Source organism: Streptomyces sp. NBC_00306, assembly GCF_036169555.1.
In the GTDB taxonomy this organism is placed as follows: Bacteria; Actinomycetota; Actinomycetes; order Streptomycetales; family Streptomycetaceae; genus Streptomyces; species Streptomyces achmelvichensis.
The window spans coordinates 2227295-2250694 of the sequence record NZ_CP108032.1 but is presented as its reverse complement, the minus strand read 5'-3'; the positions used below and the strand labels follow the sequence as shown (position 1 = coordinate 2250694).

Genomic DNA, 23400 nt, shown 5'->3' with positions numbered 1-23400 from the left:
GATCACTTGCCACCCAGACCGTTGGTGCACGCGGCGCCCGGCTCGGGCGTCTGCGGGCCCTGCACGTACTTGGTGAAGAACTGGCTCACGCGCTTGTCGCTCGCGCTGTCCACGGTGACCTGCTTGCCCCACGCGGAGATCATGATGGCGCCCGCCTGGTCCTTGACCGGGCTCATCATCGTGTACGGCGTCTTCTTCACCTTGTCGGCGAGCTTGCTGACCTCACCGGCCGGGGCCTTGTCGTTGTACGTCACCCACACGGCGCCGTGCTCCAGCGAGTGCACCGCGTTCACGTCGGGGACGGGCTCCGTGTAGACGTCGCCGTTGCAGTTCATCCAGACCTGGTTGTGGTCACCGCCGACCGGCGGCTTCATGGGGTAGCTGACGGCCTTGGCGACATGGTTGCGCCCGAGCTTCTTGGCGTCCCAGGACTTCTCGCCGGTGACCGGCGCCTTCGCCTCGGCGACCTGCTGGTCCTTCTTCTCGGACTCCTTGTTGAGGACGAAGACGCCGAAGCCGACCAGACCGGCCACGACGACACCGCTGATGGCGATCGTGATGATGCGCCCGCGGCGCTCGCGCGCCTGCTCGGCGCGGCGCATCTCCTCTATCCGGGCCCGGCGGTCGTTGGTGCGGGAAGCCATGATGTGTCGTCCTTCGTCAATGAAGTGATCAGTGGGGGCGGGGGAGGTGCGGGACGACTCAGGTCCGCAGCACCTGAAGGACGTGCAGGCTCGGAGCGCGGGGCAGCGCGGTGGCATGGGGAGGCCGGGCCGTGCCGGCCGGGCGGTCCAGCCGCGGCAGCTGCTCCTCCGCGGCCTGCGGAGGGTCGAGCGGCGGAGCCGTGAGCACGGCGGGGCTGACCATGGGCAGCAGCCCGCAGGCACCGTCGTCGTACGGGCACGAGTACGCGGCCACCGTCGTGTCCGGCACCGCGGTGTGGTGGTCGGCCGACGCGCTCGGGCAGATGAAGAGCGCGCCGAGGAGCGTCGCCACGGCACTCAGCAGTGCCACGGGACGCATGGTGCGCGTGAGCCGAGGGCCCCCCATGGCCGCGATCGTAGCGAGCGGGGCGGCCCGCCGGAACGGGGGCTCCGTTCCCGGCCCCCGCGACCGGCCGCTTCCGGCCCTCGTGACCGGCCTCCGGAGCAGCCCTCCCACCCCGGTCGCGGCCCGCGGAACACGCCCGCCACAGGTGAGAGGGGACTCAGGGTCGTCTCCCGGTGTGCCCTGACCCACAATGGGCTCAGCCCGGGTTCGCAACCTGCCTGAAACCCATGGGTGGGATGCTCGCGGTAGCAGGCGGCTTGACCAGCAAGGATTGGGTTGACATGGATAAGCAGCAGGAATTCGTGCTCCGTACGCTCGAGGAGCGCGACATCCGCTTCGTGCGCCTGTGGTTCACCGACGTACTCGGCTTCCTGAAGTCGGTCGCGGTGGCCCCGGCCGAGCTGGAACAGGCCTTCGACGAAGGCATCGGCTTCGACGGCTCCGCCATCGAGGGCTTCGCGCGCGTCTACGAGTCCGACATGATCGCCAAGCCCGATCCGAGCACCTTCCAGATCCTGCCCTGGCGCGCAGAGGCCCCCGGGACCGCCCGGATGTTCTGCGACATCCTGATGCCCGACGGCTCCCCGTCCTTCGCGGACCCGCGCTTCGTCCTCAAGCGGATCCTCGCGCGCACCTCGGACCTGGGCTTCACGTTCTACACGCATCCCGAGATCGAGTTCTTCCTGCTGAAGGACAAGCCCCTCGACGGGACGCGCCCGGTGCCCGCGGACAACTCCGGCTACTTCGACCACACCCCCCAGAACGTCGGCATGGACTTCCGCCGGCAGGCGATCACCATGCTCGAATCCATGGGCATCTCGGTCGAGTTCAGCCACCACGAGGGCGCGCCGGGCCAGCAGGAGATCGACCTGCGGTACGCGGACGCGCTCTCCACGGCGGACAACATCATGACCTTCCGCCTGGTCATGAAGCAGGTCGCGCTGGAACAGGGTGTTCAGGCGACCTTCATGCCCAAGCCGTTCAGCGAATACCCGGGCTCGGGCATGCACACCCACCTCTCGCTCTTCGAGGGCGACCGGAACGCCTTCTACGAGTCGGGCGCGGAGTACCAGCTCTCCAAGGTCGGCCGGTCCTTCATCGCGGGCCTGCTCACGCACGCGGCCGAGATCTCGGCCGTCACCAACCAGTGGGTCAACTCCTACAAGCGCATCTGGGGCGGCTCGGCCCGCAGCGCGGGCGCGGGCGGCGAGGCCCCCTCGTACATCTGCTGGGGCCACAACAACCGCTCGGCCCTGATCCGGGTCCCGATGTACAAGCCGGGCAAGACGGGCTCGGCCCGCGTGGAGGTCCGCTCGATCGACTCCGGCGCGAACCCGTACCTGACGTACGCGGTGCTGCTGGCGGCGGGTCTGAAGGGCATCGAGGAGGGCTACGAACTCCCGGCCGGCGCGGACGACGACGTGTGGGCGCTCTCGGACGCGGAACGCCGCGCGATGGGCATCGAACCGCTGCCGCAGAACCTGGGCGAGGCGATCTCGCTGATGGAGCGCAGCGAACTGGTGGCGGAGACGCTGGGGGAGCATGTGTTCGACTTCTTCCTGCGCAACAAGAAGTCGGAGTGGGAGGAGTACCGCAGCGAGGTCACGGCCTTCGAACTGCGGAAGAACCTGCCGGTGCTGTAGACGCGGGTCGGTTTCCCGTTCGTGAGTCGGCTCCGGGCCGGTGGCAGTACGCCACCGGCCCGGAGCCGTTCCGTGCCCCGCCCGGCCCGGCGCGCCACGGCCCTGTCGACCAGTGAGGAACATCCGTGCACACGACCATCAGCCCGTTCACGCTCGCGTACCGGAAGGAGAAGCCGCCCGCCGGGCGCAGGACGTCCTGCTGGCAGGGCACCTCGCCCGAGTTCGGCGAGATACGGGTCGTCCATCCGGCGGGCCCGGACCTGCCGAACGTGATCGTCACGGAGGCGCGCGGCGGTCTGATCCCCACGGCCGCCTTCGAGACGCGGGGCGTGCACACGGACGTCGTGGCGATGCCGACCCTGAACCGGGCGACGCTCCGGGTGGGCGACGGGCTCGTGCGGATGAGCCGGAACCGGTGGGCGCCGACGCACCGGGGGCGGTGCCTGCACATGAGGTATCTGGGTGACGCCTACCGGCTCACGGCGATCAACCGCCGGGCGTACACGCTGTCCCGGCGGGCCGACGCCGAGGACCCGGGTGTCGTCGTCACGGTGCGGCAGTCCGGCCTCGGGAACGGCAGGAAGGTCACCGTGCACGCGGCGGGCCGGGTGCTGCCCGCCGACGTCTCGCTCGCGGTGCTCTTCTGCGGAGTCGACCGGTCCGTCCTCACGCGGCGCGGTGCCGTACGGGCGGGGATCTCCAGGATCTTCCAGTTCTGGGCCGAGTCGCAGGCCTGAGCGGGCTCCGCCGGCAGCCCTTTCCTCCTCCCGGCGGGCGCTCCTCGGCGCACCGGATCCGGCGCCCGGGACCCCTCGCAGGCCGGCCTTCTCCGCCACTCGAATGGCCCCATCGCGCCGCCCCGTGAACACCCGTCGACGCTCCGTACCAGGAACGCCTGAACAGGGGCGACTTCAGCCCTCACCCGTACGGGCGACCCCTCGTGGGAGGCGCCGTGGCCCCATGGCGCCCTCCCCGCGGTGGAGTTGCAGCGGCGCTGGGCCCATGAGTCGGTAGGAGGCGTGTCCCAGCAGAGCTCACCCACCAGGAGGAGATATGGGCACTGTGCAGAACGGCCATTCGGCCGACAGGCTTTCCGTCGTCTTCGCCGTCCAGGTCACCGAGGGCTGCGAGGAAGGGTTTCTGGAGATGTACGACCAGATCCGGAAGTCCGTCGCCCGCACTCCCGGTCACATCATCGACCGTCTCGGAGAACCCGTGGAGGAGGGCTCCCGTCAGTGGGTCATCACCAGCGAGTGGGAGACCCCTGAGGCCTTCTTCGCCTGGCAGCAGAGCGACGAGCACCAGGAGATGGTGGCTCCGCTGCGCAAGTGGGTCGACTCGACCCAGTCGCTGCGCTTCCGCGTCGTCAAGGAGACCGCGGAGGTGAAGTCATGACGCCCACCCAAGGACCCGTCGCCGTGCTCGGACTCGGCACGATGGGCGCCGGCCTGGCCGGCCGCCTGCTCGACCAGGGCGTGCAGGTGCGGGTGTGGAACCGCACCCCCGAGCGCGCCGAACCGCTGACCAAGGCCGGTGCAGTCGCCGCGGCCCGACCGATAGAAGCCGTCGAGGGCACGAGCGCGACCATATGCACCGTGGCCGACGGCGAGGCGCTCCGCGCGGTGCTGCGGGGACCCGACGGGGTCCTGGCCGGGGGGTCGTACCCCGGAGCCATCATCTGCGCGAGCACCGTCTCTCCGGACGAGGTCGTCCGCCTGGTGGGCGACGAGCCCTCCGTGCTGGACGTCGGCATGCTCGGCAACCGCGACCACGCCCGCAGCGGAGACCTGCGGCTGTTCGTCGGCGGTGAGGAGCGGGTCTTCACCGCCGGCCGGCCGCTGCTCGACATGCTGGGCAAGGAGGTCGTCCACCTCGGCGCGCTCGGCTCGGGCATGAGGATGAAGCTGCTCCTCAACCTGCTGATGGGCATCGAGGTCCAGGCGATGGCCGAGGCCGCCGAACTGGCCGCCGTCTGCGGACTCGACCGGAAGCAGGTCCTCGCGACCATCGCGGGCAGCGGTTTCGCCTCGCCGGTCATGGCCTTCAAGTCCAAGCGCCTGGCAGCCGGGCGGTACGACAAGCCGGACTTCCGGCTGCGTCTGATGGCCAAGGACCTCGCGCTCGCCACGGAGCAGGCCGCGGCCGCCGGGCTGCACCTGCCGCTCACCGCCGCTGCCGCGGAGACCCACCTCCGCGCCACCGAGCAGGGCCTCGGCGACGAGGACTGCGCCGCGGTGACCCGCGCGATCGTGCCCGACACGGGAGTGGGCGCATGATCATCGACATTCACGGGCACCTGTCCCCGCCCGAAGCGGCACAGCGCTTCCCGATGCCCCCCGCCCTGACCGACGTCGACGGCATGCTCGCCGCCCGCGCCGAGGCCGGGATCGACCTCACCATCATCGGCAGCCCCGTCGGGGCGGGCGCGATGGCACGGGTCCCGGGCGTCGACAACTACGCCCAGCCGCGGGACCGGCTGCGCAGCTTCCACGCCTGGATGTCGGGCCTGATCGCCTCGTTCCCGGACCAGCTGCGCGGCTACGTGTACGCCAATCCGTTCGGCGACGACGACCATCTGGAGGGCGTCAGGGAGACGTTGGCGGACCCCGCCTTCGTCGGTCTGATCACCACCTCCAGCGTCCACGGCGAGCTGCTCGGCTCGCCCCGGGCCGACTCCTTCTTCGCGCTGGCCGCGGAGGCGGGGGTGCCGGTCCTGGTGCACGCCCCGGCCGAACCCGTCGGCACGGAGCACGTCCAGAACATGGGCTTCGTCGAGCAGATCGGCCGCTTCGGCGACCTGACCGTGGGCATGGCGATGCTGGCGTTCGCCGGGTGGCTGGAGAAGTACCCGGATCTGCGGCTCATCGGTGCCACCGGCGGCGGTGCGATGGCGCTGCTGGCCGATCGTCTGCAGACGGCGGCGCGGCCCCGGCACTGGGGTCCGCCCGCCGGGGCCCCGGGCGGAAAGCCGGGAGCGGCCGGCGCACCGCCCATGGAGCCCGCCCTCGCGCCCGCCGCCGACCCGGGCGCGGCCCTCCAGCGGATGTACGTCGACACCAGTCCTCTCAGCGCGGCGCACCTGAGCCTCAACGCGGAGGTCCTGGGGCCCGAACGGATGTTGTTCGGCACCGACTCGCCGCCGATGGCGATGCCGCTGACGGAGTGGGTCCGCATGATCGAGAAGCTGCCGGTCGACAAAGCGGCCCAGCAGCGCATCCTCGGCGGCAACGCCGAGGCCCTCTTCGACCTCAGGAGTCGTCCGTGACCACCACGCAAGACCCCGCCGCCGCAGCCGAGCGGTGTACTCCCGAGTTCCGGCGGAACCCGCACCCCGTCTATGAACACCTGCGGGACAACCAGCCCGTCTGTCCGATGAAGCCGCCGCACGGCATCGACACGTACCTCATCACGCGGTACGAGGACGCACGGGCCGCTCTGTCGGACCCGCGGCTGAGCAAGGACATGTACGGCGCCATGGACGCGTACCGGAGAATCTTCGGCGACTCGTCGGTGGCGCTGGACGACCACATGCTCAACGCCGACGCGCCCAAGCACACCCGGCTGCGCAAGCTGGTCAACTCGGGGTTCACCCCCCGTCGTGTGGAGGCGCTGCGGCCGAAGATCCAGGGCATCACCGACATGCTGCTGGACGCGTGCCCGAAGCGGGAGGCGTTCGACCTGCTCCCCGCCTTCGCGTTCCCGCTGCCCATCACGGTGATCTGCGAACTCCTCGGTGTACCGGAGAACGAGCGGTCGGACGTCCAGACCTGGTCCACGACGGTGGCCCAGACCGGCTTCAGCGAGGAGTCCAAGCGCGCTCAGCAGCAGGCGGAGGAGAGCCTCCACCACTACTTCTCGGACCTCATCGCGCGCAAGCGCAGCCACCCGGAGGAGGACCTGCTCAGCGCGCTCACCGAGGCGCGGGACAAGGACGGCGGCCTCACCGAGAACGAGCTCGTCTCGACGGCGTTCCTGCTGATGTTCGCGGGTCACAAGACGACCGCGTACCTCATCGGCAACGCGGTCCAGCACCTTCTCTCGCACCCCGCACAGCTGCGCGCCGTGCAGGACGACCCGGAGCTGATGGGCCGGGCGGTGGAGGAAGTGCTGCGCTACGACGGCTCGGTGGAGAGCGCGACGTTCCGCTTCGCGACCGAGGACGTGGAGATGTCCGGGACGCGGATCCCGAAGGGGTCGCTCGTGCAGATCGCGATCACCTCGGCCAACCGCGATCCGCGGAAGTTCGACTCCCCGGACGAGTTCGACGTGTCCCGGCCCGACAACGCGCAGAACGCCCACATCGGGTTCGGCAACGGCAGTCACTACTGCCTCGGAGCGCCGCTGGCCCGGATGGAGACGCAGATCGCCCTCACGAGCCTGCTCGGCCGCTTCCCGCGGCTGGCCTTCGCCGACCCGGCGCAGGAGCCGGCCTGGCTCCAGGTCCCGTTTCCGGCGTTCCGCGGCCTCTCGGCACTGCCGGTCGTGCTGGAGCCGTAGCGGTCACCACGGCGCCGCCGTCCGCTGTTCCCGGCCCACGGGCCGCTTCAGGACAGCGGGCGGCGGCGTTCGCTGCGATCGGGTGACGCGTCGGGCCTTGCCGGTGCGCTCCACAGGAGCACACTGGCCGTATGGCCCTCCCCAGAACGCATCACTGTCAGGCATGCTCGGACACCGCTGCGCAGGAACCGGTCCTGCACGAGGACCTCGTCGTCGGCGCGCCGCTGTCGATGGAGGATCTCACCGACGAACAGCGCCTCGACCGCTTCGCACTCAAATACGCCCACGACGGCTGCCGCGTCACGGAAGTGCGCCGCGTCCCGCACGACAACCTGAGCGGCTACGCCTGGTCGGTGCGCTTCACGGCGGATTCCTGACCGACCCTGACCGGCCCTTTCTGTTCGTGAGCCGCGAGTTCGTGCCGGTCGCCGAGGAAGGCGCGGCCGCAGCCGGGCGGCAGCAGCCGCGCCACCAGCGCGACTGCTGCTTCCGCGGTGCCGGCCTCTCCGACGGTCTGCGACCGCGACGGACCGGCCACGAGGAAGCCGCCGCCCTTTCGCGGGGTGATGTAGGGGACGTCCCACGTCGGCGGATGCTCGGTGCAGCGGCTGAAGTGCAGCTCCCACATGCCGGTCCAGGGGAACAGCTGCCGGAGTCGGGGCTGCGCGTAGGCGGCCCGTACCAGCGCCGGGTCCACGTCGTCGCCGGCCAGCAGGTCCTGCCACGCCGCCTCGACGACGGGGCTGGGTCGGCGATCGTCGCTCACGCCGCTCCCGTCTTCGCCAGGATCTCCATGTAGTGGACGTTCGTCATCACACCCAGCACATTGCCGAACGGGTCCACGACCGTCGCCGTCACGAAACCCGGGCCGTGGACCCGCAGCGGCTGGTACTCCTTCGCACCGAGCGCGAGGAGCCGGTCGACCGTCGCCTCCAGGTCGTCGACCGCCCAGTGGGCGATGGCTCCGCCCGGGGTGGCCGCCGCTCCCGGCGGGGCGTAGGACGCGTCGACGATGCCCAGTTCGTGCTGGTAGTCGCCGATGCGGAATTCGATGTATCCGGGGCGCTCGAAGTACGGCTCGATGCCGAGCAGATCCGTGTACCAGGCCTTGGCCGCGGCCAGGTCGTCGGCCCAGAAGTTGATGGTGGCGAGTCCTCGGAGCATGGTCGTCGTCCCTTCGTCCCTGCGGTTTCCCTGACGGAACGATAGGCGCCCACTAGGCCAGATCCTGTCCTAGTGGGCGGCCCTGTCGGGATGCGAACCCGGCGGTGTGCGGTGACCCTGGAAGAGCGGGGGGCAACGCGGCGAAAGGGATGTCCCATGTCCGTGATGGACAAGCTCAAGCACATGCTCAAGGGCCACGAGGACCAGGCCGGCAAGGGTGTGGACAAGACCGGTGACATGGTCGATGGCAAGACCCAGGGCAAATACAGCGGTCACGTCGACACGGCGCAGGACCGGATGAAGGACCAGCTCCGCTCCGACCGCGACCAGGGCGGCCCGCCTCAGACCTGACCGCAGGCCGGTCTCTCTCCACGCCTCTCACGCCACTCACGGCCGGACGGCCCGGGCGCCCAGCGCCGGAGCCGTCCGGCCGTCGGCATGAAGAGCCGGCAAGGGACGAAAGGGGTCGGTAGGTCAGGGCGCGGGCGCGAAGGCCCGGTGCTCAGCGCTCCGAGAGCGGGGCCGGAGCCTCCTGGACCACCCAGCCGTTGCCGTCCGGGTCCTTGAAGAACATGAAGGCGTTCCATGTGTCCCCGCGGCCCTCCTCCCACGAGCCGCTCGCGCCGACGTGCTGCACGTTGCTCACCTCGACGCCCCGCTCGAGCAGTTCCGCGTGCGCCTGGTAGATGTCGGTGACGCACAGCTGGAGCCCCTGGACCGAGCCGGGCGCCATGTCGTGCTGGCCCGGGGCAGGCGGGAGACCGCTGGAGAGGGCGATCGAGCAGCGGGAGCCGGGCGGGGTCAGCTGGACGATCCGCATGCCCGGGCCGATCTCGGTGTCGGTGTCGACCGCGAATCCGCAGGTGTCCTCGTAGAAGCCCCGTGACCGGTCCAGGTCCGCGACCGGGAGGATGACGACTTCGAGTGTCCATTCCATCGGGGTGCCGTTCCCTTCACTGGGTGAACTGCCACCGCGTCTGGCTGTAGGGGCTCTTGGCGAACCCGAAGGCCGTACGCGGCTCCACACGGAAGACCAGGGCTGTCCCGCCGTCGCCCACGAAGGCGCCGTCACGGACCTCGAAGGTCCAGTCCGCACCGTACTTCTCGACATACGCACCGGCGAGCGCACGCAGCCGCGCCTCGTCGCTCACGGTGGCCGCGGTGCCCTCCAGCACCAGGTCGTAGCCCTCGTTCAGGGCGTTCGCGCCGGTGGTGAGGACCACTTCCTGATTCTCCCGGAGGTTCTTGGCCTTGCGCTCGTCGGGACCGGTGCAGAAGTGCAGTCCGCCGTCGTGCCACACCGCGATCAGCGGGGTGACGTGCGGGCGGCCGTCCGGGCGTACGGTCGACAGCCAGAACACCTCCGCGGTCCTCAGGTGGTCGACGGCCTCCGACCAGTCCGAGGCGGTGGCCTTCTCCTCGCTGTAGCGGGCGTCGAGTTCGGTCACGGGGCTGTTCGCGGCCATGGCACGGTCCTCTCGGGTCGGATGCGCGTCGGGTCCTGGGGGCCCCCACAGTGGTGACTGCGAGCCTCGCCCGTATTCATCGGTGGGGCGCGTCGGGCGGGTGGACAGGCCCTCGAGGGGTCCCCCGCGGCCCCCGGCGGCTACGCTCGAATCCGGACCTTGATCGGATGCTCGACAGCTCGTACGCACGACAGGAGACCGCGGGATGACGGTGCCGGGGCGCAGAAGCAGTACGTTCACCCGACTGCTGCGGCACGGCTTCACCGACCCGGGGGAGGCCGAGCGGTTCCTCGAACTCCCCGACATGGCATCCGTACGGACCGACCCGGTGCTCCTGGAAGCGCTCGGCGCCGTCGCCGACCCCGACCTGGCGCTGCGCAGCCTTGTACGGCTGGTGGAGGGACAGGAACCGTCCGACCGCAGCGTCCTGCTCGACACCCTGGTCAGCGCGAAGCCGCTGCGCGACCGGCTGCTCGGCGTTCTGGGTGCCTCCGAGGCGCTCGGCGACCACCTGGCCCGGCACCCGGGCGACTGGCGGGCGCTGGCCACGTACGAGTCGGCGGACCTGCACCCGGGTGTCGAGGAGTTCGAGCGGTGTCTCGCCGACGCGGCCGACCCGGTGACGCTGCGGATCGCCTACCGGCGCTGTCTGCTGTCCATCGCGGCCCGTGACGTGTGCGGGACGACCGATGTCGCGCAGACCGCCGCCGAACTGGCCGACCTCGCCACCGCCACCCTGCGCGCCGCGCTCGCCATCGCCCGCAGCGCCGCCCCCGCCGACGCGGCCCAGTGCCGCCTCGCCGTCATCGCGATGGGCAAGTGCGGCGGCCACGAGCTCAATTACGTCTCCGACGTGGACGTGATCTTCGTGGGGGAGCCTGCCGACGGCGCCGACGAGAGCAAGGCGATGCAGGCCGCGACCCGGCTGGCCTCCCACCTCATGCGGATCTGCTCCGAGACCAACGTCGAGGGCACGATCTGGCCGGTGGACGCCAATCTGCGGCCCGAGGGCCGCAACGGGCCGCTGGTGCGGACGCTGTCCAGCCATCTCGCGTACTACCAGCGCTGGGCCAAGACCTGGGAGTTCCAGGCGCTGCTCAAGGCCCGGCCCGTCGCCGGTGACCCGTCCCTCGGCGAGGACTACATCGAGGCCGTCTCGCCGCTGGTGTGGCAGGCCGCGGAGCGGGAGAACTTCGTCCCCGACGTGCAGAAGATGCGCCGCCGGGTGGTCGACAACATCCCGGTGGCCGAGGTGGAGCGCGAGCTCAAGCTCGGCCCCGGCGGACTGCGGGACGTTGAGTTCGCCGTGCAGTTGCTCCAGTTGGTGCACGGGCGCAGCGACGCCACCCTGCACAGCGGCAGCACCCTGGAGGCCCTTCAGGCGCTGGCGGCGGGCGGATACGTCGGCCGGGTGGACGCGGCACAGCTGGACGAGGCGTACCGCTTCCTGCGTGCCATGGAGCACCGGATCCAGCTGTACCGGCTGCGGCGTACGCACCTGGTGCCCGAGCAGGAGGCCGATCTGCGGCGCCTCGGACGCTCGCTGGGGATGCGTACCGACCCGGTCGCCGAGCTCAACAAGGAATGGCGGCGGCACGCGTCGGTCGTGCGCCGGCTGCACGAGAAGATCTTCTACCGGCCCCTGCTCGACGCCGTCGCCCAGCTCACCCCCGGCGAGACCCGGCTCAGCCCGAAGGCGGCGGGACAGCGGCTGGAGGCGCTCGGCTACGGGGACCCGGCCGCAGCGCTCCGCCATCTGGAGGCCCTCGCCTCCGGGGTCACCCGCAAGGCGGCGATCCAGCGGACCCTGCTGCCCGTCCTGCTGGGCTGGTTCGCCGACTCCGCCGACCCGGACGCGGGGCTGCTGGGCTTCCGCAAGGTGTCCGACGCGCTCGGAAAGACGCCCTGGTACCTGCGGCTGCTGCGGGACGAGGGGGCGGCAGCGGAGAATCTGGCGCGCGTGCTATCCGCCGGGCGTCTCGCGCCCGACCTGCTGCTGCGGGCGCCGGAGGCGGTCGCCATCCTCGGTGACCCGGAGGGACTGAAGCCGCGTGGCCGGGACCACCTGGAACAGGAGATCCTGGCGGCCGTCGGGCGCGCCGACACCGCGGAGGGCGCCGTCGCCGCGGCCCGCGGGGTGCGCCGGCGGGAGCTGTTCCGCACCACGTCCGCCGACCTCATCGGCTCGTACGGCACCGAGGAGAGCCCCGCCGAGACGGACACGGGCGCGCTGGTCGACCAGATCGGGGGCGCCGTCACCGACCTGAACGCGGCGACGATCGCGGGCGCGCTCCGGGCGGCCGTACGACAGCAGTGGGGCGACGAACTGCCGACCCGGTTCGCGGTCATCGGCATGGGGCGCTTCGGCGGGCACGAGATGAGTTACGGCTCGGACGCGGATGTGCTCTTCGTGCACGAACCGCGCGAGGGCGTGGACGAGCAGGAGGCCGCCCGGGCCGCGAACGCCGTGGTCCTGGAGATCCGGCGGCTGCTCCAACTTCCCACGTCGGACCCGCCGTTGCTCATCGACGCGGATCTGCGTCCGGAGGGCAAGAGCGGGCCGATGGTCCGCACGCTCCGCTCCTACGAGGCGTACTACCGCCGGTGGGCCCTCGTGTGGGAGAGCCAGGCGCTGCTGCGGGCCGAACCGATGGCGGGGGACCGGGAGCTCGGCACCCGCTTCATCGAGCTGGTCGACCCGCTGCGCTATCCGGCGGAGGGCCTCGGGGACGACGCGGTCCGCGAGATCCGCAGGCTGAAGGCGCGGATGGAGTCCGAACGGCTGCCGAGGGGCGCGGACCCCACACTGCACACGAAACTCGGGCGCGGCGGTCTGAGCGATGTCGAATGGACGGTCCAGCTGTTGCAGATGCAGCACGGCTGGGCGGAACCGGGACTGCGGACGACCCGCACCCGCGAGGCACTGGCCGCGGCGCACGCGGCGGGCCTGATCGGCACGGAGGACGCGCAGATCCTCGACGAGGCCTGGGTCCTCGCGGCCCGCGTCCGCAACGCCGTGATGCTGGTCCGCGGCCGCGCCGGCGACACGTTCCCCTCGGAGAGCCGCGAGCTGGCGGCCGTCGGACGGTACCTGGGGTACGGACCGGGGCACGTGGGCGACATGCTCGACGACTACCGGAGGATCACGCGACGGGCGCGGGCGGTCGTGGAGGTGCTGTTCTACGGCGCGTGAGCGGTCCCGGCGGCCCCAGGCGCGGCTGCGTGCAGCCGAAGGCCCGCGTGCGTCTGCGGAGGTGGGCCCGCCGAGCCGGGAGCGGCCGGATCAGGCCCGGGCGGGGAGCAGGCGCTTCCTGCTCCCGCTCTCCGGCAGGCGGGGCAGCCGGTGCGGCGCAGCGCCGAACCAGACGTACGAGAGCGCGAAGCCGAAGGCCAGGCAGAGCATGCCGCCGACCGCGTCCAGCCAGAAGTGGTTCGCCGTCGCGACGATGACGACCAGCGTCGCCGTCGGGTACAGCAGGCCCAGGATGCGTGCCCAGGGGGCGGTCGCCACCGCGCAGATGATGAGGCCGCACCACAGCGACCAGCCGATGTGCATCGACGGCATCGCCGCGTACTGGTTCGACATGTTCTTCAGGTTGCCCGAGGCCATCGAGCCCCAGGTGTGGTGGACGAGCACGGTGTCCACGAAGTCCTGGTTGCTCATCAGCCGAGGGGGTGCGAGCGGATACAGGTAGTAACCGACCAGGGCCACACCCGTCGTCGCGAACAGGGCGAGCCGGGCGGCCGCGTACCGTCCCGGATGCCACCGGTACAGCCACACCAGCACCCCGATCGTCACGATGAAGTGCAGCGTCGCGTAGTAGTAGTTCATCGAGACGATCAGCCATGTCACCGAGTTCACCGCATGGTTGACGGACTGCTCGACCGCTATGCCGAGTGTCTGCTCGACGCGCCAGATCCAGTCGGCGTTGTGCAGCGCCTGCGTCTTCTGCTCCGGCACGGCGTTGCGGATCAGCGAGTACGTCCAGTAACTGACCGCGATCAGCAGGACTTCGAACCAGATCCGGGGCCGGCGCGGCGACCGGAGAGTCTGCAGTCGGGTACGCCGGACATGCGGCGTTTCGGCTACCTCGTCCGTCATGGGTGACGGAGTGGCCGTCCGGCCTTCCAAACTCTTCACGGTCGTTTCACCCATGGGACGAGAGTCTGCCAGATGCGCGCCCACCGACCGATCATCCCCCGGTCTGGTTCCCCTCGCACCCGGTCCGACTCAGGGAGGAGTCAGCCCCGGACAGCGGCTCCGGGGCCCGACGCCGTCGACCCGCGAACCACCAGCTCAGGCATGAAGATGAACTCGCTGTGCGGGGCGGGGGTGCCCCCGATCTCCTCCAGCAGGGTCCGGACGGCTGCCTGTCCCATGGCCTGCACGGGCTGCCGGATCGTGGTCAGCGGCGGATCCGTGAACGCTATGAGCGGGGAGTCGTCGAAACCCACCACCGAGACGTCGCGCGGCACCTCCAGGCCCAGCCCGCGGGCGGCCCTGATCGCGCCGAGCGCCATCATGTCGCTCGCGCACACCACGGCGGTGCACCCCTCCCCGATCAGGGCGCCGGCCGCCGCCTGACCGCCTTCGAGGGTGTAGAGGGAGTGCTGGATGAGCTCTTCCGATTCCTCGGGGGCGAGTCCGAGCTGGATTTCCATGGCCTGCTGGAAACCCTCGATCTTCCGCAGCACGGGAACGAACCGCTTCGGGCCGACCGCCAGGCCGATCCGGGTGTGGCCGAGCGAGGCGAGGTGGGTCACGGCCAGATGCATCGCCGCCCGGTCGTCGGGCGAGACGAAGGGTGCTTTCACCTTGGGGGAGAAGCCGCCCAGGAGGACATAGGGCACGCCCTGTCCGCGCAACTGGTCGTAGCGCTGCATGTCCGCGGTGGTGTCCGCGTGCAGTCCCGAGACGAAGATGATGCCGGACACGCCCCGGTCCACCAGCATTTCGGTGAGTTCGTCCTCGGTGGAGCCGCCCGGTGTCTGGGTGGCCAGGACGGGGGTGTACCCCTGCCGGGTCAGTGCCTGGCCGATGACCTGGGCAAGAGCCGGGAAGATCGGGTTGTCGAGCTCCGGGGTTATCAGACCGACCAGTCCGGCGCTGCGGTGGCGCAGGCGCACCGGGCGTTCGTATCCGAGCACGTCGAGCGCGGCGAGTACGGATTCGCGGGTGGCTGCGGCCACACCGGGCTTGCCGTTGAGCACGCGGCTGACTGTGGCTTCGCTGACCCCCGCCTGGGCTGCGATGTCGGCAAGCCGTGCGGTCACAGGATTGGACTGTACCGGGCGCACGTCAGATTGCCCACCACGCACAGGAATCAGCCGGAATACGGGCTGTGTCGCCCGGCTGGTCCATGGCATCGGAGGAGATCAGCAGCCGTCCCGGCGTGGGGAGTTCGACCGTCGACGCGGTGGTGTTGAGGGTGCAGACCAGGCCGTTTCGAGCCAGTACGAGCAGTCCGTCCGGCCCCGGCAGCCACCGCATCGGGCCGCCCGGCAGCTGACGGCGCAGGGCGAGGGCCGAGCGGTAGAGCTCCAGCGTCGAGAGCGGGTCGCCGGTCTGGGCCGCCACCGAGAGTGCGCCCCATTCGGCGGGCTGCGGAAGCCAGCTGCCGCCCTCGCCGAAGCCGTACGACGGGCCCTTCGCGGTCCACGGGATCGGCACCCGGCAGCCGTCGCGGAAACCGTCCTGCCCGGCCGCCCGGAAGAACGCGGGGTCCTGGCGCACCTCGCTCGGCAGGTCGGTGACCTCGGGGAGTCCGAGCTCCTCGCCCTGGTAGATGTACGTCGAGCCGGGCAGCGCGAGCATCAGCAGCGCCGCCGCGCGGGCGCGGCGCAGTCCCTGTGCGCCGCCGCCGTAGCGGGTGGGGTGGCGGACCACGTCGTGGTTGGAGAGCACCCAGGTGGTGGGCGCTCCGACCGATGCGGTGGCGGCCAGCGACTCGTCGATCACGCTGCGCATCGCCGCCGGCTCCCACGGGCACCGCAGGAACTGGAAGTTGAAGGCCTGGTGCAGCTCGTCGGGCCGTACGTACAGCGCCAGCCGTTCCGCGCTGGGTGCCCAGGCCTCGGCGACCCCGATCCGCTCGCCCGGGTAGGAGTCGAGCAGTCTGCGCCAGCCGCGGTGGATCTCGTGGACCCCGTCCTGATCGAAGAAGGGCAGTGTCTGGGAACCGATCAGGCTGGCCTGTTCCCCGTGGCCGATGTCCGGCATCCCGGCGGCCTTGACCATGCCGTGCGCGACGTCGATGCGGAAGCCGTCCACACCGAGGTCCAGCCAGAAGCGCAGGACGGAGTCGAACTCCTCGTGCACCTCCTGGTCGTCCCAGTTGAGGTCGGGCTGCTCGGGTGCGAAGAGGTGCAGGTACCAGGCGCCGTCGGGGGTGCGGGTCCAGGCGGGTCCGCCGAAGACGGATTCCCAGTCGTTCGGCGGCAGCTCGCCGTGCGCGCCCCTGCCGGGCCGGAAGTGGTAGCGCCGGCGGGCGCCCTCCGGGTCGGGGTCCGCGAGCGCGGCCAGGAACCACGGGTGCTGGTCCGAAGTGTGGTTCGGGACGACGTCCACGATCACCCGCAGGCCCAGCTCGTGGGCGGTGCGCACCAGGTCGTCGGCGTCGGCGAGATCCCCGAAGAGCGGGTCGACGGCCCGGTAGTCGGCGACGTCGTAGCCGCCGTCGGCCTGGGGGGAGGCATAGAAGGGGGTGAGCCATACGGCGTCGACGCCCAGCTCGGCCAGGTGCGGCAGGCGTTCGGTGGCGCCGCGCAGATCGCCGATGCCGTCGCCGTCGCTGTCGGCGAAGGAGCGGACGTACACCTGGTAGATGACGGCATCGCGCCACCAGTCGCGGCCCTCGCTGGAAGAGCTTGCAAGGCTCTGTCCCTCGGCGGCCGTGGGCGCGGGGAGGCCGACGGCGGGAGCGAGTTCGTGGGTCATGAGTGGGTCCCTCTCGTACGGTCCGGAGGCGGGGGGACGTACAACCAACGAGGTCAACGTGGGTGCGGGCGCTTGGTGACGGTGCTCGGGAATCAAAATATCAGCTCTGCAAGATCTTGCGGAAGTCATTGCGGGGGCGCACGGAAGCGGTCGGAGGAGCCACCGTCAAGCGATACAACGGCAACTCTCCGGACACGTGGATGTAACGATCCTCCGTCCTTGCAGAAAATTGCCGCAAGGTCTTTCCGCTTCCTTTCATCCTTGTTACGTTCCTGCCGAACCCGGCGCCGCGAGGGAGCGGTCGGCGGGAGGCCCCCGGCCTCCGCCATCTCGGGCATCTCTGAAGGAGTTCACATGCGGCGTGGCATAGCGGCCACCGCGCTGGTAGCGGCACTGGCACTGGCAGCGACGGCGTGCGGCGGGGACGACAGCGGTGACGAGGCCGGCGGCCCGGTCACCCTGACCTGGTGGGACACGTCCAACGCGACGAACGAGGCGCCGACGTACAAGGCGATGATCGCCGAGTTCGAGAAGGCCAACAAGGACATCAAGGTCAAGTACGTCAACGTCCCGTTCGACCAGGCGCAGAACAAGTTCCAGACCGCGGCCGGCAGCAAGGGCGCGCCGGACATCGTCCGCGCCGAGGTCGGCTGGACCGCCGCCTGGGCCAAGTCGCAGTTCCTCGCCCCCCTCGACGGGACCGACGCCCTCAAGAACACCGAGGACATCACTCCCTCGCTCCTCAAGCAGGCCCAGTACGAGGGCAAGACCTACGGCGCCCCCTTCGTCACCGACTCCCTCGGCCTGATGTGGAACAAGGAGATCCTGAAGAAGGCCGGCTACGACAAGGCGCCCGCCACCTGGGACGAGGTCAAGGCCGTCGCCAAGGCGGTCAAGGAGAAGGCCAAGGTCGACGGCTTCACGCTGCGCGCCGACGCCTACTTCGAGCTGCCCTTCCTCTTCGGCGAGGGCACCGACATGGTCGACGCCGAGGCGAAGAAGATCACCGTCAACTCCCCCGAGGCCGTCAAGGCCGTGGACGCGAGCAAGGACCTCCTCAAGGCCCCGGGTGTCTCCAAGCTCGACGTGACCGCCGACTCGTACGCCCACATGATGGACGCGTTCAACACCGGCAAGGTCGCGATGATCCTCCAGGGTCCCTGGGAGCTCACGAACATCTACAAGGGCGCCGCGTTCAAGGACAAGGCGAACCTCGGCATCTCCGGCGTCCCGGCCGGCGCCACCGGCAAGGCCGGCGCCCCGACCGGCGGCCACAACCTCTCCGTGTACGCCGGCTCCGACAAGGCGCACCAGGCCGCGGCCCAGAAGTTCGTCGGCTTCATGACCTCGGGCGAGACCCAGGCCAAGATCGCGCTGAAGAACGGCACGCTGCCGACCCGTACCTCCGCCTACACCGCCGAGGTCAAGGCCACCCCGGGCATCACCGAGTTCCAGGCGATCCTCGCCGGCTCCGCCCGCCCGCGTCCCGAACTGCCCGAGTACAGCTCGCTCTTCGCCGACCTGGGCACCAACCTCACCGCGATCCTCCAGGGCAAGGTGAGCACGCAGAAGGGTCTCGACACCACCGCCGAGTCCTACAAGAAGCTGCTCAAGGACTTCTCCTAAGGCCGTCGGCCGTCCGGGACCGGCCCCGACAGGGGCGGGACCGGACGGCCGCCCGTCGTGGTGCGGCCCGGAACCGGGCCGTGCCACCACGCCGTACACCCTGCTGAGAATCTGTCGTAAAGGTGTCGAAGATGACCGTCGCCGTCGAGGGCGGAAGCGATAAGACCCGGCGTGGCGCTGGGCAGCGTCCCGGGCCGATGAGCCGTATCAGGCAGTCGTACAACCGGAACTGGTACGCCTGGGCCATGGTCGCCCCCGTGGTGGCGGTCATCGGCGTCCTGGTGCTCTACCCCCTGGCCCGCGGCATCTATCTGTCGCTGACCGACGCCAACAGCCAGAACGTCGGCCGGACCATCGGCGTCAACGAGATCCCCGACAGCTTCTCGTGGGTGGGCCTCGACAACTACACGGAGATCCTCTCCGGCGGCGACCACCAGTTCTGGCCCCACTTCACCTGGACGATCGTCTGGACCGTCGTCTGTGTGGCCCTGCACTACGGCATCGGCATGGGGCTCGCCCTGATGCTGAACCGCAAGCTCCGCGGCCGCACCTTCTACCGGATGGTCCTCATCTTGCCGTGGGCCGTGCCCACCTTCGTCACCGTCTTCGCCTGGCGGCTGATCCTCGCCGACGACGGCGGCGTCCTCAACATGGTGCTGGAATGGGCGCATCTGCCCACCCCGGCCTGGCTGAGCGAGCCGTTCTGGCAGAAGACCGCCGCCATCATGGTCAACACCTGGGTCGGCGTCCCCTTCATGATGGTCTCGCTGCTCGGCGGTCTTCAGTCGATCCCGCCCGAGCTCTACGAGGCCGCCGAGGTCGACGGAGCCACCCCCTGGCAGCGCTTCCGCTTCGTGACGCTCCCGGGTCTGCGCTCGGTCAGCAGCACGGTCGTCCTGCTCGGAGTGATCTGGACCTTCAACCAGTTCGTGGTCATCTTCCTGCTGTTCGGCAACAACTCGGGCACCGACGCCCAGATCCTCGTCACCTGGGCGTACCGCCTCGGCTTCGGGCAGGAGCCGCGCGACTACGCGGGCTCCGCCGCCTACGGCGTCATCATCCTGTCGATGCTCATCGTCTTCGCCTCCTTCTACCGGCGCTGGCTGGCCCGCAACGAGAAGGCCGTCTGACGGTCCGTACACGGCCAACGGGCCATCAGAAGCAGTCCTGACGAAAGAGAGGGGAGCGACCCCATGAGCACCACAGCAGATCTCCCGGCCGCGGGACCGGCCGCCGAATCCACCGCCGCCGTTCCGCCCCGCGGACGCGCCGCGGGCAAGCGCCCGCTGAAGCGCGGCGAGCGTCCCCGCTCGGTTTCCGTGCTGATCCACAGCGCGCTGATCCTCGCGAGCTTCATCGCCGCGTTCCCGATCGGCTGGATCGCCTGGATCTCCCTCGGTCCCGACAAGAGCGACTTCCTGCACCCCGGCGACATCGCCGGCAAGATCAGCTTCGAGAACTACACGACGGTCCTGAGCGACACGTCGTTCCTCCAGTGGTTCGTCAACTCGATGATCGTCGCGCTCGGTACGTGCCTGCTCGGCGTCTTCATCGCCGCCAGCTCCGGCTACGCCGTCTCCCGGATGCGCTTCCCCGGCCACCGGCAGCTGATGTGGACCTTCCTGGTCACGCAGATGTTCCCGGTCGCCATCCTGATGGTGCCGCTCTACAACATCCTGGCGAACCTCGGCCTGCTCGACACCTACTGGGCGCTGATCCTCGTCTACTGCACCACGGCGATCCCGTACTGCGCCTGGCTGCTCAAGGGGTACTTCGACACCATCCCCGCGGAGATCGACGAGGCCGGCCGCATCGACGGACTCACCCCGTTCGGCACCTTCTACCGGCTGATCCTGCCGCTGGCGCGGCCGGGCCTGGCGGTGGCGGCGTTCTACACCTTCCTCACCGCCTGGGCCGAGGTCGCCTATGCGTCGGTCTTCATGCTCAGCGACGACAAGTACACCCTCGCCATCGGCCTGACCACCTTCATCAGCGAGCACGACACCCAGTGGGACCTGATGGCCGCGACCTCCGTGCTCATCGCCATCCCGGCCTCGCTGTTCTTCTACCTGGTCCAGCGGCACCTGGTCACCGGTCTCACCGCCGGCGCCGCCAAGTCCTGACCCCCCACGAACCGGGGCGCCCGGCCGCCTGACCGGCCGGGTGCCCCTGCTGCCTGATGTTTCGCCCCCATCGCTGCACCGAGCCTCAGAGGGATCGAGAATGACCCAGTACCTGGCTGACGCCCATCACGCCGCCAAGACGACCGCGCCCGGCGCGGACTGGTGGAGAGACGCCGTCATCTACCAGGTGTACCCCCGCAGCTTCGCCGACGGGAACGGCGACGGCATGGGCGACCTTCCCGGCATCCGCAGCCGGCTGCCGTATCTGAGGGAACTCGGCGTCGATGCCGTGTGGCTGAGTCCCTTCTACGCGTCGCCGCAGGCCGACGCCGGTTACGACGTCGCCGACTACCGCGCCATCGACCCGATGTTCGGCACGCTCCTCGACGCCGACGCGCTGATCAGGGACGCGCACGAGCTCGGTCTGCGGATCATCGTCGACCTGGTGCCCAACCACTCCTCGGACGCCCACGAGTGGTTCAAGCGGGCGCTGAAGGAGGGCCCGGGGTCGGCCCTGCGCGAGCGCTACCACTTCCGCCCCGGCAAGGGCGAGGACGGCGAACTGCCGCCCAACGACTGGGAGTCCATCTTCGGCGGCCCCGCCTGGACCCGTACCGAGAACCCCGACGGGACCCCCGGCGACTGGTATCTGCACCTCTTCGCGCCCGAGCAGCCCGACTTCAACTGGGAACACCCCGCCGTCGCCGACGAGTTCCGCTCCATCCTGCGCTTCTGGCTCGACATGGGGGTCGACGGCTTCCGGATCGACGTCGCGCACGGCCTGGTCAAGGCCGAGGGCCTGCCCGACCTCGGCGGCAGCGACCAGCTGAAGCTGCTCGGAAACGATGTCATGCCCTTCTTCGACCAGGACGGCGTCCACGAGATCTACCGCAGCTGGCGCACGATCCTGGACGAGTACCCCGGCGACCGCATCGCTGTGGCCGAGGCCTGGACCCCCACCGTCGAGCGCACCGCCAACTACGTACGCCCCGACGAACTGCACCAGGCCTTCAACTTCCAGTACCTGGGCACCCATTGGGACGCCCCGGAGCTGCGCCGGGTCATCGACCAGTCGCTCGACGCCATGCGGCCCGTCGGCGCCCCGGCGACCTGGGTGCTCTCCAACCACGACGTGACCCGGCACGCCACCCGCTTCGCCGGTCCGCCCGCGGGCACCCAGATCCGCGAGGCCGGCGACCGTGAACTGGGGCTGCGGCGCGCCCGCGCCGCCACCCTGCTGATGCTGGCGCTGCCCGGCTCCGCCTACGTCTACCAGGGCGAGGAGCTCGGCCTCCCCGACGTCACCGACCTGCCCGACGAGGTCCGCCAGGACCCCGCCTTCGGCCGCACCGAGGGCCAGGACGGCTTCCGCGACGGCTGCCGGGTGCCGATCCCGTGGACCGCGAAGGGCCCGTCGTTCGGCTTCGGCGAAGGCGGCAGCTGGCTTCCGCAGCCGGACAGCTGGGCGGAGCTGAGCGTCGAGGCGCAGACCGGCGACCCCGACTCGACGCTGGAGCTGTACCGCAGCGCTCTCGCGGCGCGGCGCGAGCACCCGGCGCTGGGCGCGGGCGACACGGTCGAGTGGCTCGACGCCCCCGAGGGCGTGCTCGCCTTCCGCAGGGAGGGCGGCTTCGTCTGCACCGTCAACACGACGGGCACGGCCGTGCGCGTCCCGGCCGCCGGCCGTGTCCTTCTCGCCAACAGCGCCGTGCGGATCACCGACGGCGAGGCCGTACTGCCCGCGGACACCACCGTCTGGTGGGCGGTGTGACGATTCCTCCGTCGCGGGGCGGCGCCGTCCAGACCGGCGCCGCCGCCCCGCGGCTCGCGGACATCGCGGCTCAGGCGTCGGTCAGCGAGGCGACCGCCAGCCGGGTCATGAACGGCAAGCCGGGTGTGGCGAGCGGCACCCGGCAGCGGGTGCTCGCGGCGCTCGACGTGCTCGGATACGAGAGGCCCGTGCGGCTGCGGCAGCGCAGCGCGGGCCTCGTCGGGCTGCTCACGCCCGAACTCACCAACCCGATCTTCCCCGCCTTCGCCCAGGCCCTGGAGCAGGTGCTGGCCGGGCACGGCTACACCCCGGTGCTCTGCACGCAGTTGCCCGGCGGCGCCACCGAGGAGGAGCTCGTCGAGCAGCTCCAGGAGAGCGGTGTCAACGGCATCGTGTTCCTGTCCGGGCAGCACTCCGACACCTCGGCGGATCACTCGCGCTACGCCGAACTCGCGGCCCGGGGAGTCCCGTTCGTCCTCATCAACGGCCACAGCGAGCAGATCAGCGCGCCGTGCGTCTCCTGCGACGACCGGGCGGCGATGCGGACGGCCGTGAACCATCTGGCCGAGCTGGGGCACGAGCGGATCGGCCTCGCGATCGGCCCCGTCCGCTATGTGCCGGCGCAACGCAAGACCGAGGGCTTTCTGGACGGGCTCGTCTCCCTCCTCGGCTACACCCGCGCGGCGGCCGAACAACTGGTGGAGCGCTCCCTGTTCAGCGTCGAGGGCGGCCACGCGGCGGCCGGTGCGCTGCTGGAGAAGGACTGCACCGCTGTCGTCTGCGGCAGCGACATGATGGCCCTCGGTGTGATCCGGGCGGCCCGGGAGCGCGGGCTCCATGTGCCGTACGACCTCTCGGTGGTCGGGTTCGACGACTCACGGCTGGTGGCGTTCACCGACCCGCCGCTCACGACGATCCGCCAGCCGGTGAAGGCGATGGCGGCGGCCGCGGTCGGCGCGCTGCTGGAGGAACTCCAGGGAAGTCCGGTGCAGAGCACGGAGTATGTGTTCCAGCCCGAACTCGTGGTCCGCGGCAGCACCGCGCAGGCGCGCCGGTAGGCGTGCTCCGAGGGCCCGTTCGGCTCACCGCGCGGATGAGCGCGTGACCGGACCGGCCGGCCGGG

Annotated in this window: 23 protein-coding genes; 14 read left to right on the top strand and 9 right to left on the bottom strand. The window is 70.5% G+C overall.

Features of this window, described 5'->3' with window-relative positions:
* Positions 1–2 precede the first annotated feature (2 nt).
* A complete protein-coding gene (locus OHA05_RS10045) occupies positions 3–644 on the bottom strand; it encodes a DUF3105 domain-containing protein (protein WP_313946696.1) in 642 nt (213 codons plus the stop codon).
* A 58-nt stretch (positions 645–702) separates the two neighbouring features.
* Positions 703–1023: a hypothetical protein gene (locus OHA05_RS10040; protein ID WP_313949033.1), complete on the bottom strand. Its 321-nt coding sequence runs from the start codon at positions 1021–1023 to the stop codon at positions 703–705.
* A gap of 308 nt (positions 1024–1331) precedes the next feature.
* Between OHA05_RS10040 and glnA the strand changes: the two genes are divergently transcribed.
* The 7 genes from glnA (at position 1332) to OHA05_RS10005 (ending at position 7567) form a co-directional block, all read left to right on the top strand.
* Entirely contained in the window at positions 1332–2693 is a 1362-nt protein-coding gene (gene glnA / locus OHA05_RS10035; protein WP_313946697.1) for a type I glutamate--ammonia ligase, read from the top strand.
* A 125-nt stretch (positions 2694–2818) separates the two neighbouring features.
* On the top strand, positions 2819–3430 hold the full coding sequence (locus tag OHA05_RS10030) for a hypothetical protein (protein ID WP_328860353.1): 612 nt from the start codon (positions 2819–2821) through the stop codon (positions 3428–3430).
* A 316-nt stretch (positions 3431–3746) separates the two neighbouring features.
* A complete protein-coding gene (locus tag OHA05_RS10025) occupies positions 3747–4088 on the top strand; it encodes an antibiotic biosynthesis monooxygenase family protein (protein ID WP_313946699.1) in 342 nt (113 codons plus the stop codon).
* Positions 4085–4969, top strand: a complete 885-nt coding sequence (locus OHA05_RS10020) for an NAD(P)-dependent oxidoreductase (protein WP_328860352.1) — start codon at positions 4085–4087, stop codon at positions 4967–4969. The genes OHA05_RS10025 and OHA05_RS10020 overlap by 4 nt, the downstream gene beginning before the upstream one ends.
* Positions 4966–5958, top strand: a complete 993-nt coding sequence (locus OHA05_RS10015) for an amidohydrolase family protein (protein WP_313946701.1) — start codon at positions 4966–4968, stop codon at positions 5956–5958. The genes OHA05_RS10020 and OHA05_RS10015 overlap by 4 nt, the downstream gene beginning before the upstream one ends.
* Positions 5955–7190, top strand: a complete 1236-nt coding sequence (locus tag OHA05_RS10010) for a cytochrome P450 family protein (RefSeq protein ID WP_328860351.1) — start codon at positions 5955–5957, stop codon at positions 7188–7190. The genes OHA05_RS10015 and OHA05_RS10010 overlap by 4 nt, the downstream gene beginning before the upstream one ends.
* Positions 7191–7321: 131 nt before the next feature.
* Positions 7322–7567, top strand: coding sequence for a hypothetical protein (locus tag OHA05_RS10005; RefSeq protein WP_313946703.1), 246 nt, complete (start codon positions 7322–7324; stop codon positions 7565–7567).
* Here the strand turns inward: OHA05_RS10005 and OHA05_RS10000 are convergent.
* Both OHA05_RS10000 and OHA05_RS09995 read right to left on the bottom strand, forming a co-directional pair.
* Positions 7531–7956, bottom strand: a complete 426-nt coding sequence (locus OHA05_RS10000; protein ID WP_313946704.1) for a DUF6193 family natural product biosynthesis protein — start codon at positions 7954–7956, stop codon at positions 7531–7533. The two genes, OHA05_RS10005 and OHA05_RS10000, sit on opposite strands and share 37 nt — an antisense overlap.
* Positions 7953–8354: a VOC family protein gene (locus OHA05_RS09995; protein ID WP_313946705.1), complete on the bottom strand. Its 402-nt coding sequence runs from the start codon at positions 8352–8354 to the stop codon at positions 7953–7955. Before OHA05_RS09995 ends, OHA05_RS10000 begins: the two co-directional genes overlap by 4 nt.
* 156 nt (positions 8355–8510) lie before the next feature.
* On the opposite strand from OHA05_RS09995, the gene OHA05_RS09990 reads away from it, so the two are divergent.
* The gene (locus OHA05_RS09990) at positions 8511–8705 is read left to right on the top strand and encodes an antitoxin (protein WP_313946706.1); all 195 of its coding nucleotides are present in this window, start codon (positions 8511–8513) and stop codon (positions 8703–8705) included.
* Positions 8706–8856: 151 nt separating this feature from the next.
* Here OHA05_RS09990 and OHA05_RS09985 read toward each other — a convergent pair whose 3' ends face one another.
* Together OHA05_RS09985 and OHA05_RS09980 are read right to left on the bottom strand one after the other, a co-directional pair.
* Complete coding sequence (locus OHA05_RS09985) at positions 8857–9291, bottom strand: VOC family protein (RefSeq protein ID WP_313946707.1); 435 nt, start codon at positions 9289–9291, stop codon at positions 8857–8859.
* A 16-nt stretch (positions 9292–9307) separates the two neighbouring features.
* Positions 9308–9820, bottom strand: coding sequence for a pyridoxamine 5'-phosphate oxidase family protein (locus OHA05_RS09980; protein ID WP_328860350.1), 513 nt, complete (start codon positions 9818–9820; stop codon positions 9308–9310).
* Positions 9821–10025: 205 nt separating this feature from the next.
* Here OHA05_RS09980 and OHA05_RS09975 point away from each other — a divergent pair, with 205 nt between their 5' ends.
* Complete coding sequence (locus OHA05_RS09975) at positions 10026–13013, top strand: bifunctional [glutamine synthetase] adenylyltransferase/[glutamine synthetase]-adenylyl-L-tyrosine phosphorylase (protein WP_328860349.1); 2988 nt, start codon at positions 10026–10028, stop codon at positions 13011–13013.
* A gap of 90 nt (positions 13014–13103) precedes the next feature.
* Here the strand turns inward: OHA05_RS09975 and OHA05_RS09970 are convergent, their stop codons facing one another.
* The 3 genes from OHA05_RS09970 to OHA05_RS09960 all read right to left on the bottom strand — a co-directional run bounded on the left by OHA05_RS09970 (position 13104) and on the right by OHA05_RS09960 (position 16757).
* Entirely contained in the window at positions 13104–13976 is an 873-nt protein-coding gene (locus tag OHA05_RS09970) for a phosphatase PAP2 family protein (protein WP_328860348.1), read from the bottom strand.
* Between the two features lie 86 nt (positions 13977–14062).
* Complete coding sequence (locus tag OHA05_RS09965; RefSeq protein ID WP_313946711.1) at positions 14063–15094, bottom strand: LacI family DNA-binding transcriptional regulator; 1032 nt, start codon at positions 15092–15094, stop codon at positions 14063–14065.
* 25 nt (positions 15095–15119) lie between these two features.
* Complete coding sequence (locus OHA05_RS09960) at positions 15120–16757, bottom strand: glycoside hydrolase family 13 protein (protein ID WP_328860347.1); 1638 nt, start codon at positions 16755–16757, stop codon at positions 15120–15122.
* Positions 16758–17111: 354 nt separating this feature from the next.
* On the opposite strand from OHA05_RS09960, the gene OHA05_RS09955 reads away from it, so the two are divergent.
* The 5 genes from OHA05_RS09955 (at position 17112) to OHA05_RS09935 (ending at position 23335) form a co-directional block, all read left to right on the top strand.
* The gene (locus OHA05_RS09955) at positions 17112–18383 is read left to right on the top strand and encodes an extracellular solute-binding protein (RefSeq protein WP_313946713.1); all 1272 of its coding nucleotides are present in this window, start codon (positions 17112–17114) and stop codon (positions 18381–18383) included.
* A 131-nt stretch (positions 18384–18514) separates the two neighbouring features.
* Positions 18515–19513: a carbohydrate ABC transporter permease gene (locus tag OHA05_RS09950; protein WP_313946714.1), complete on the top strand. Its 999-nt coding sequence runs from the start codon at positions 18515–18517 to the stop codon at positions 19511–19513.
* Between the two features lie 63 nt (positions 19514–19576).
* Complete coding sequence (locus OHA05_RS09945) at positions 19577–20506, top strand: sugar ABC transporter permease (protein WP_313946715.1); 930 nt, start codon at positions 19577–19579, stop codon at positions 20504–20506.
* 100 nt (positions 20507–20606) lie between these two features.
* Positions 20607–22277, top strand: coding sequence for a glycoside hydrolase family 13 protein (locus tag OHA05_RS09940; protein ID WP_313946716.1), 1671 nt, complete (start codon positions 20607–20609; stop codon positions 22275–22277).
* Entirely contained in the window at positions 22262–23335 is a 1074-nt protein-coding gene (locus OHA05_RS09935; protein ID WP_391839693.1) for a LacI family DNA-binding transcriptional regulator, read from the top strand. The genes OHA05_RS09940 and OHA05_RS09935 overlap by 16 nt, the downstream gene beginning before the upstream one ends.
* Positions 23336–23400 lie beyond the last annotated feature (65 nt).